Source organism: Nocardia sp. NPDC058497 (genome assembly GCF_042720195.1).
Lineage (GTDB): Bacteria > Actinomycetota > Actinomycetes > Mycobacteriales > Mycobacteriaceae > Nocardia.
Window position 1 is genome coordinate 1 of record NZ_JBHXMY010000682.1, and the last position, 2,921, is coordinate 2,921.

At 71.9% G+C, this 2,921-nt stretch carries 3 protein-coding genes; 1 reads left to right on the forward strand and 2 read right to left on the reverse strand.

Annotated elements, in window-relative coordinates:
* A partial coding sequence (locus tag ACFWPJ_RS29420; protein ID WP_378856258.1) for a gamma-glutamyltransferase family protein occupies positions 1–1,420 on the reverse strand: 1,420 nt, incomplete at its 3' end.
* A gap of 155 nt (positions 1,421–1,575) precedes the next feature.
* Between ACFWPJ_RS29420 and ACFWPJ_RS29425 the strand changes: the two genes are divergently transcribed.
* Positions 1,576–2,268, forward strand: coding sequence for an HAD family hydrolase (locus tag ACFWPJ_RS29425; protein WP_378856254.1), 693 nt, complete (start codon positions 1,576–1,578; stop codon positions 2,266–2,268).
* A 45-nt stretch (positions 2,269–2,313) separates the two neighbouring features.
* Here the strand turns inward: ACFWPJ_RS29425 and ACFWPJ_RS29430 are convergent, their stop codons facing one another.
* Positions 2,314–2,733, reverse strand: a complete 420-nt coding sequence (locus tag ACFWPJ_RS29430; RefSeq protein WP_378856256.1) for a hypothetical protein — start codon at positions 2,731–2,733, stop codon at positions 2,314–2,316.
* Positions 2,734–2,921: the final 188 nt, after the last annotated feature.

The window sequence follows — 2,921 nt, forward strand, 5'->3', positions numbered from 1 at the left end:
CTAACGCCGCCTCGACGGTGGTGGTCATCGCGGCGGCGTTGCCGTACTTGTCGACCACGGAGATGTGGCTGGTGCCGTGCTCGGGTGGCTGGGGTCCGTTGCCCAGCGGCACCGGACCGAGATCGCCGGGCTTGGCGGTGCCCATGCTGCGCTGCGGGTCGATCAGCGTCGACCGCTGCTTCAGGTACTGCGGGTGCACCAGGGAGAGCGCCGAATTGCCCGGCAGCGGAACGAAATCCGGGTCGGCGACGTACTTGTTGCGGTCGGCGTAGGCCAGGCGCTCCGCCTCGGAGATCAGGTGCACGGCCTGCGCGTCGGGGCGCCCGCCGTTGGCGTCGAGGTCCTGCGGGCGCAGGGCGGCCAGGTCGAAGTTGGCCAGGATACCGAGCGTCGCGGCGACGGTGCTGCCGCCTGAGGACGGTGCGGGCATGCCGCACAGCTCGAACTTGCGGTAGCCGGTGCACAGCGCGGCGCGCTTCTTGACCTGGTAGTCCGCCAGATCGGAGGTGGTCAGCAGGCTGGGCGTGCGCCCGCCCGCGGTGCTGCCCGCCGCCTCGACGATGTCCTGGGCGATGGCGCCGGTGTAGAGGGCCTGCGCGCCGTCGGTGGCGACGGCGGACATCGTCTTGGCCAGGGCGGGGTTGGTGAGAACCGTGCCTGCCTTCTTGGGCGAGCCGTCGGCGTCGAGGAAATACCCGCGCGCGCCTTCGTCGGCGGAGAGGTCCTTGGCGGACTCGGCGATCTGCCCGGCCAGCCGCGGGCTGATCGCGAAACCGCTGTCGGCCAGGCTGATCGCCGGGTCGAACAGTTCCTTCCACGCGGTCATCCCGTGCTCGCGGTGGGCGAGCTCGAGCAGCCGCAGCACGCCGGGCACCCCGATGGACCGGCCGCTGGCCCGGGTGTTCGGGGCGGGTTCGGTGCGGTCGGTGTCGCTGACCCAGCGCAGGTAGTTCTCGGTGGCCGCGGCAGGCGCGGTTTCGCGGCCGTCGTAGGCCTCGACGGTGCGCGACTGCGCGTCGTAGTGCAGCAGGAAGGCGCCGCCGCCGATACCGGAGGCCTGTGGTTCGACGAGCCCGAGCATCGCCTGCGCGGTGACCAGCGCGTCGGCGGCGGTGCCGCCCGCCCGCAGCACCCGGCACGCGGCCTCGGTGGCGAGCGGGTTGGCGGTGGAGACGGCGTAGGTGCTGGTGCGCACCGCGGTCATGTCCGAGCGGTAGCCCGACGCGATCTCCGGATTGGTGCTGAGATTCTGCGTGGTCGGGGCGCCGGTGACAGGCGCCGCCGAGACGGGAGTGCCGTTCGGTGCACTCGTGCATTCGGCTGCCGTGGCGTCGTTCGACGAGCAGCCCGTCAGCAGCCCCACCGTGAGCACACCGGCCGCCGCGGCCCCGATCCACGTCTGTCGCCTTGGCGTCATCATGGCAGCGTAACTCCGCACGGCCCACTCCTGCCGCCTTTTTCTGCCGCAGTATCCGCCTGCGACGGGTTACCGCGCCGGTGACAATGGCACGAATGTTCGGTTGCCGAACCATTTTTCGGCCCGGCGCCCCGTGCGGCCCTCGCTACCCTGGCGAGATGGATATCGACGCGGTGCTGTTCGACTTCTCCGGCACGGTCTTCCGGTTGGAAGACGATCGGACCTGGGCCGACGAGCTGATCGACGACGACGGCGCGCCGTTCGACGTCGCGGCGAAAGCCGAAGTGCTGCGGCGGATGACGGCTCCGGTCGAGCAGTTCATGACCTTCGACGCGGCAGGCCAGCACGCTTGGGACCACCGCGATCTCGACCCGGCACTGCACCGGCACGCCTATCTCGACGTGCTGCGTGGCTCCGGCGTCCCCGACGCCCAGGCTTCGCGCCTCTACGAGCGCCTCATCGACCCGCTGGCGTGGACGCCGTATCCCGACACCGGCACGGTCCTGGAATCCCTGGCAGCCCAGGGCATTCCGATCGGCATCGTCAGCAATATCGCCTTCGACATCCGACCCGCCTTCGCGCAACGCGGCTGGGTGGACCTGATCGGTGCGATGACCCTGTCCTACGAGGTCGGCGCCATCAAGCCGGATGCCCAGATCTTCCGCGACGCCACCGACCGTCTCGGCGTCGACCCCGAGCGGGTCCTGATGATCGGCGACAGCACCGAAGCCGACGGTGGCGCGACCACCCTCGGCGCCCGCTTCGCCCTTGTCGACGCGGTTCCGACCACCCAGCGCCCGCGGGCGCTCATCGACGCGCTCGCCGAACACGGCATTCGCACGGCGGACTGATCCGCACGCCGCGCCGGACGCGGTCGAGCCACCCGCGGGCGGAGATCAGCGCTCGCGGGTGAACCAGGCGCGGGCGGACGGACGCAGGAGCAGCGCGGCGACCGCGCCGTTGGCGACGATGCCGACCGCGCCCGGCGGCAGCCCGGTCAGGATCCCGGTGCACGACACCAGACCTGCCAGCGCGGCGACCCCGACCGCGACCTTCCGGACCAGGTCACCGCCGCGGCCGAACAGCAGCACCAGCGGGACGAGCGCGAAAGTCGGCAGATAACCCGCGATCAGCGCACCGAGCGAACCCCCGGTGCCCAGCGCGACGGTGATGGCGATCAGCACGATGCCGACGGCGGCCGCGACCCCGGCGATGAGCCGCGCACCGCGCACGGTGCCCGGCATGACCCCCAGCGGCGTGGCCTCGTCGAACAGGTCGTCGTCGGCGTGGGGTGGGGCAGCGGGCGCGTTGGTCATCGGAGGTCCTTTCCGGCACGGAACCGGCCACCCACGCTACACAGGTGAGTCGGCGGGCCTGCCGTCGCGCGGTCGTCCGAGCGCTGATCAGCGCGGTCGCTGGAACCAATCGCGCGCGGGGGGGCGCGCGCGCCCGCGCGCGCCCCGCCCCCCCCGGCGGGGGCGGGTTAGACACAAACCTCCCCCCC